Below are 6307 nucleotides of genomic sequence, written 5' to 3'. Positions count from 1 at the left end.
TGCAATCCACGACCACACCACGTGGTGATCATTTTTCTTACTTTGACTGGTAGAGACTTTCTCGTTACTGGTAATGCTTCATGAGAATTTAAGCGGATTTTCGGGGCGGCGGGAATGCGAATCTACAATGGAAATACTTGATTCGGATAAAATGGAGAAGAATTTCAAATTTAGTGCATTATGTTGGGAATGTAAGAACATAACAAATGCATGAACACGGAAGTTTTTCGCGCCGTTTCGTTCGCTACGCTCTCTGCACTCTGCGAAAAACACCGGTTATGCTGGTGTTGGCATCTAAAATAAGAAAGGACACATGAAATTCATTCAGATCTTAATTTTAATATTTTTATTCAATATCCCTGCAACCTTTGCAGATGAATTTGTTCCGGAAAAAAGTGATAACAATGGCTACGTAGAACCTTTTCAAATGTTCGACAACGTATTCTATGTTGGGGATAAATGGTGTTCATCGTACTTAGTTAAAACCACAGAGGGACTCGTTCTGATCGAAACATTAGAATGTCCCTACGGTCGATGGATTCCTGGCAACGTAAAAAAGGTTGGTTTAAATCCGGCTGACATCAAATATATATTAGTTACTCACGGTCATTCAGATCATGTCGGGAATGCTGAATATATACAGCGAATGTATGGAAGTCAGGTTGTGATGTCTAAAGTTGAATATCAACTGGCCAAAGAGCAGGCAAAAAAAAGCAAAGGGGAAGGATCATTTAAAGCTCCAGTAGTCAATAAGTTTGTAGGAGATGAGGGCGAGTTGATGGTTGGAGATACAAAATTTACTTTTTATATAACACCGGGCCACACGAAAGGTTGCTTGTCTATTGAATTTATGGTCAAAAATATGGGGAAATCGTATCGGGCATTTATGTTTGGGGGGCACAGCCCTTCACGTAAAAACGCTGATCTCGCTAATGTTTTCATTAAAAGTATAAGAAGAATAAGAGCGTTAGCTTCTATCGAACCAAAAGTTAGCGTAAACCTGGCAAATCACCCACATAAAAACAAGTTATTTGAAAAAAGAGATTTGGGTAAGGGGAACGAGTCTATTAATTATTTCATAGATAGTAAGGGCTTTTTTGATTTTTTAAATATGCAAGAGGACATAGGTTTAAAAAAAATTGCAGAGTTGAGCGCAAATGCCAACAAAGCTAATTCAGCCGACGCAAAAAGCCGCGCGGCTGAATTAGCGACGTTATGGCAGGAAATTGAATGAAATATCCTAAGGTCATTTTTATCGGCGGAGCACCGATGATCGGAAAAACGACTACGGCTTATGTTATTGCGAGTCGTTTACAATATGGTTGTATTTCATCTGATGATATAGGTTCTGGAGTTTCAGCCGTCACAAATCCTATCTCTCACCCAGCATTTCACTACATGAGTGAATATGATTACCGTGAATATTATATCGAACGTAAAAAAGATGATTTGATACAGGATATCAATAACCAACATGAAACTCTGTGGCCTGCACTTTTGAATGTTTTTCAAAATCATTCGACTTGGGGTACCTCCACAGTTATCGAAGGATGGGCTTTGAGACCAGATTATATCACACAGCTATCAGGTGACATTGACGGATTGTTTCTTGTAGCCGATGACGCCCTAATAGAAAAAAGGGTTCGCTCCAGTGATTTTAGCGAAGGTGCATCCGACAAAGATGCTATGATCCGAAAGTACATTGAAAGAAGCCTATGGTATAATTCGTATATCCGGACTCAAGTTGCGCATTTAAGCCTGAAACAAATATCTATTTCAGTAGAAATGCAACCTGAGGAAATCGCCGATAAATGCATGGAAAAGATTTCTATTATTGAAAAAGCTATAATCGGATAGCCGGGGGGTTTTATCCCCCGGCCTCCACACTACCTGGCATGCGGGTCCGCACCAGGCGGTTCCCAAAGAGAGACGGGCCGTGGCCGGTCAATCGATAGCTTCAGTTCTTTAAAAAGACGGCAGTAACCGCGACTATCTTGGAAAGCTTGATTCCCATGACGCGCCCATTGTGTCCGCTCGCCCGGTCGGGTTCAACGCGATATGGAGCTCATGAGGAATGACATCCCCCTCTTCAAGTTCGGCCCTTCGACAGGGTAAGTCTTTCCCGGCTCTCTATGCCGGGCTTGTTTCCAGCCACCACACAGCCATCAGTGGTGACGTCCTGTCTATTATGGCCTCTGCTGACTTCTGCTCCATCACGGAGACCGTTACCGGAAACCGCGCTTTTCTTTACGAAACGCATGTGGAGCAGATCTCCCCGGATAAGAACGTGAACTGTCGCTACACAACCGCAGCATTTACCGTATCACCTGAACCCGTGGGACTTCGTCATGTGGTGTTGACTTGCCCGGTGACTCGGCCTTATATGCTGTTTCTGTCCGTCGGCTCATAGCTTTGCGCTCGGGCTTCCTTCAGCCCCCTCCTCGCGGAGACGCCCTCGGAGTCTTCGCTTACCTGCCGTCGGCTAGTACTTTGGTATCGCTGCCAAAAGGCAGTGATTAGATTCTACGTACAGGGGACTTGCACCCTATAAGTTCACGCCCATGCCGGGCGTACACCATGCTCTTTCAACGGAGCGCAAAAAAACCGCGCCCGCTGAAGAGCCCGTTGTACTGAATATTACACACCTAAAATTCGATACCGAGCACTGGAGATTTTTATAATGAAATGTACACCTCGGGAAATAATCAAAGAAGTCCCTGACGTACAGTCAGTCATTATTCCCGGCAACTGGTTCGACCATCTTAAAGACAATCAGTCTGTATTCACTTCCCTCTACATGTGGATGCTTGAGAATGATTTTGTTTCAGACGAAAACAAAGAGAACTTACATAATCGAACCTATGTTGGAGAAAAAATATTCAAAAAAATGTTATCAGCGGAGAAAAAACGACTTCGCAAAAAAATGAAAATCAAAGGAGAGGAGCTTGAGCGTGCTGTTGGGTGGTCTGATATGAATACAGGCCCCAAAACTGAGATTGGTGGCTGCGATATTAGCGGTGACGTAATTCTCATAATACCAGAGGCAAGCAGACAAGCTCTTGGTGAATTTGCATCAAAAATATACAGAAAACAAAATAATGCATTAATCAACAAAATCCGAGTTAATGCCGCGGGGTCAACATATTATCAGTGGCTTTTACCCCAAATTGATCGTCCCGATCGAGTTGGAGACATAGCAAGAGATGCTGTAAATGACAATACGTTCCCACGAGAAAACACACACTATGAAGAAATTAAATATTATCTGCTTTCAGTCGGGGCATGTGACGCTGCGATAGAAAGCATGCAAGAAAGCTGGCTTGAATACGTTCAAAAATACCCAGAACGTCTACAACCATTCGCATGGTGCAGTGAATGTGGCAGCAAACTTGATATTGAAAAGGCGTTTCTTGCATGGAGCCTAGAATCGCAAAAAATTTATGTACTTGATCTTGAATGCCTTCACAAATACAACAAATTCGATGAATTATCTTTTAGACCATTATCAGGTATTACCAAAGCAGACTTGGAAGAACTGATTGAGAAGGATGATATTAGTAAATTCGAAGTCGATAACCTAATTGAACAATTGAAATTTTGGGGCATTTTGCCACTTAAAGATGAGGAGCATGACGTAAACAAACAAGTTGAAAAGAAATATGCCCGTGGCTCAATGACCAATTCGAAAAGATACGATGTTTTGAGACGCGACCAATTTCAATGTGTTTTATGTGGTGCTAGTGGCAGTGATGCCAACCTAGAGGTTGACCATATCATCCCTGTTTCAAAGGGTGGTTCTGACGATATGGAAAATCTCAGATGTTTGTGCTTCAAGTGCAACCGGGGAAAACACTCAAAAATAGAGTAATTACATGAAATAGCACAACAATTTAATTCAGCGGATGGCGTTATTGTCGGCGGCGCTAGACGCGGCAAGTTCGGGTGGCGCCACCGCTGATCAAGACGTTCACGGCGACTTCGTTTGCCTGATCGGCGCACGGCGCCGGTCAACACCGCGATTGTGTGAAAAACATTGACCTGGCGGTCGCAATGACGTACGCTGCATTCAGGAGGTAATGCTATGAATATTCTAAATGCAACTGAAGCCAGGTCAAAACTTTATCGGTTAATTGATGAAGCTGCAGAAAATCACGAACCTATTATCATTACAGGGAAAAGAAAAAACGCAGTCTTAATATCAGAAGAAGATTGGAATGCAATTTCTGAAACCATGTACCTGCTTTCCGTTCCTGGAATGAGAGAGTCAATCAAAGAAGGTTTGAATGAAAATCTTTCAGACTACTCAAAGGAGCTTGATTGGTGAGTTGGGAACTCGTTTTTACAAAACAGGCACAAAAAGACGCTAAAAAACTCTCTTCAGCAGGGCTGAAAACTAAAGCCCAAAAGTTATTAGACATCATAAAAGAAAATCCCTATCAAAGTCCTCCGCCATATGAAAAATTAGTTGGTGATTTATCAGGTGCATATTCTCGAAGAATAAATATACAACACAGATTAGTCTATCAACCTTATGACGCAGAGAAAATAGTTAAAGTCATACGGTTGTGGACACTTTATAAATAAAATCATACACAATCGGGTAGCCGGGGGGTTTTTCTCCCCCGGCCCCCACACCACCAAGCGTGCGGGTCCGCACTTGGCGGTTCCCATAGACCATTGAACCGTAGCCGGGTGAAGTATAGTCGCAGCTCTTTGACATTGAGAAGGTAGCAACTGCTAAATATACTTGAAAGTGCAATGGTTCTTACATCGCGCCTGCTTATCCGCTCCCCCGGTCGGGCTCAACGCGTGGCAGAGCATATAAGGTTGCACTTTCTTCTATAGGTTTGGCCCTTCAGCGGGGTGAGCCCTCCCAGCTTTTCTATTCGCCGAGTTCGTTTCCAGTTTCCCATGCTCCTGTTGGGTAACTTCCTTCGCCTAATATAGCCGCTGCTGACTCCTGCCCAATCACCCTACATGTTGCCATACAGGACGCCGCTGAATCAGCTACCGCTCGTTGGGCAGGTCTCCCCGGATAAGAACGTAATCTTTCACAACACGACCGCAGCATTTACCGTATCTCCTGAACCAGGTAAGCGAAGACTCAGGGGGTTTTGTCATGTGGTGCTGACTTGCCCGGAGACTCGGCCTTGTATGCTATTTCTGTTCGTCGGCCCATAGCTTTACACTCCGGCTTCCTTCAGACAGGCTCTTGCGAGACTGCCCTCGGAGTCTTCGCTTACCTGCCTTCGGCTAGTATTTATGCTTCTGTAATTTCACAGAAACAAGGTTCACATACAGGGGATTTGCACCCCATTAGATCACGCCCAAGCCGAGTGTACACCAGGGGCTCCAGCGGATTGGCTACACGCTACGCGCTCCGCAAACGCGCTGAGCCCAAACGTTAGCCATGGGGCTGCTGCCGAAATGAGGCCCAAGAAACTTGTAAACAGGGATAGATAAATTTGATTGATTCAGCACGAAAAGAGTTGTTCGACAATTGGGCGCTTCAATACGACGAGGCGGTCTCGAACTCAACAGGGCAATACCCCTTTGACGGTTACGATAATGTTTTGTCTGCCTTGGTAAGGTTAGCAGAGCCTCGACCCGAGTTGATGGTGCTGGATTTTAGGACGGGAACCGGCAATCTGGCTGGGCGATTTGCAATCCAGGGTTGCACTGTTTGGGGTCTCGATTTTTCAAAAACAATGCTAGAAAAGACCAGCATCAAGTTTCCAAAAATTAATCTTGTGCATGCCGACCTGCTGGGTGAATGGCCTCAAACGCTACCTACCACGTTCGATCTGGTTGTCTCAGCTTACGTTCTGCATGAGTTCGACACGACCAATAAGGTGAGGCTTATCAGCCGCGTGGCAGAAAAATACTTAAAACCTGGCGGTCGCATCCTGATCGCAGACATCGCTTTTCCAAATGAATCTGCGAGAGTCGCTGCAGCCAGGCGATGGCGTGACAATTGGGATGATACCGAGCACTATTGGGTAGCAGAAGAAGTTCTGGAAGTAATTGAAAATACATGATTTAAAGTGAAATTTCAGCGGATTTCCAGTTGCGCCGGCATATTCAACTTTCGAAAACTGGCTAACGAATAAGGATAGATTGTGTGAGTGAGGCACGAAAATGAAGTGTTCGTGTGGGACGCTTGCTTCGCTGCGCGCCCCGCAGCCACGCCCGCTTTGAACCGGTTGCGTTTATAAATTTGCCATGAGGCGGTACTTGCGGGGGTAATTTCACCATTCTGAGGAAAAATCCCGAAGCACCGCTGTTGTTTTGTACCAAACTTTCTGAA

The 6307-nt window shown here is 44.6% G+C and carries 8 protein-coding genes; 7 read left to right on the top strand and 1 reads right to left on the bottom strand.

What is annotated here, in order from left to right; all coding sequences use genetic code 11:
* Positions 1-313 precede the first annotated feature (313 nt).
* The 7 genes from JWJ90_RS22235 to JWJ90_RS22205 all read left to right on the top strand — a co-directional run bounded on the left by JWJ90_RS22235 (position 314) and on the right by JWJ90_RS22205 (position 6038).
* Positions 314-1234 carry an MBL fold metallo-hydrolase gene (locus JWJ90_RS22235; protein WP_205229417.1) on the top strand — a complete coding sequence of 307 codons (921 nt, stop codon included), beginning with the start codon at positions 314-316 and terminating at the stop codon, positions 1232-1234.
* Positions 1231-1857, top strand: a complete 627-nt coding sequence (locus JWJ90_RS22230) for a hypothetical protein (RefSeq protein WP_205229416.1) — start codon at positions 1231-1233, stop codon at positions 1855-1857. Before JWJ90_RS22235 ends, JWJ90_RS22230 begins: the two co-directional genes overlap by 4 nt.
* A 217-nt stretch (positions 1858-2074) precedes the next feature.
* Complete coding sequence (locus JWJ90_RS22225; RefSeq protein ID WP_205229415.1) at positions 2075-2410, top strand: hypothetical protein; 336 nt, start codon at positions 2075-2077, stop codon at positions 2408-2410.
* 270 nt (positions 2411-2680) lie between these two features.
* The gene (locus tag JWJ90_RS22220; RefSeq protein WP_205229414.1) at positions 2681-3868 is read left to right on the top strand and encodes a YozE family protein; all 1188 of its coding nucleotides are present in this window, start codon (positions 2681-2683) and stop codon (positions 3866-3868) included.
* A gap of 213 nt (positions 3869-4081) precedes the next feature.
* Entirely contained in the window at positions 4082-4324 is a 243-nt protein-coding gene (locus JWJ90_RS22215) for a type II toxin-antitoxin system Phd/YefM family antitoxin (protein WP_205229413.1), read from the top strand.
* A complete protein-coding gene (locus JWJ90_RS22210; protein WP_205229412.1) occupies positions 4321-4584 on the top strand; it encodes a Txe/YoeB family addiction module toxin in 264 nt (87 codons plus the stop codon). Before JWJ90_RS22215 ends, JWJ90_RS22210 begins: the two co-directional genes overlap by 4 nt.
* A gap of 881 nt (positions 4585-5465) precedes the next feature.
* Entirely contained in the window at positions 5466-6038 is a 573-nt protein-coding gene (locus tag JWJ90_RS22205; RefSeq protein WP_205229411.1) for a class I SAM-dependent methyltransferase, read from the top strand.
* Positions 6039-6052: 14 nt separating this feature from the next.
* Here JWJ90_RS22205 and JWJ90_RS22200 read toward each other — a convergent pair.
* A partial coding sequence (locus tag JWJ90_RS22200; RefSeq protein ID WP_205229410.1) for a hypothetical protein occupies positions 6053-6307 on the bottom strand: 255 nt, incomplete at its 5' end.

The sequence above is a fragment of the Desulfobulbus rhabdoformis genome, assembly GCF_016919065.1.
In the GTDB taxonomy this organism is placed as follows: domain Bacteria; phylum Desulfobacterota; class Desulfobulbia; order Desulfobulbales; family Desulfobulbaceae; genus Desulfobulbus; species Desulfobulbus rhabdoformis.
The sequence above is the reverse complement of the archived record's forward strand: the minus strand, read 5'-3'. Positions and strand labels throughout refer to the sequence as shown.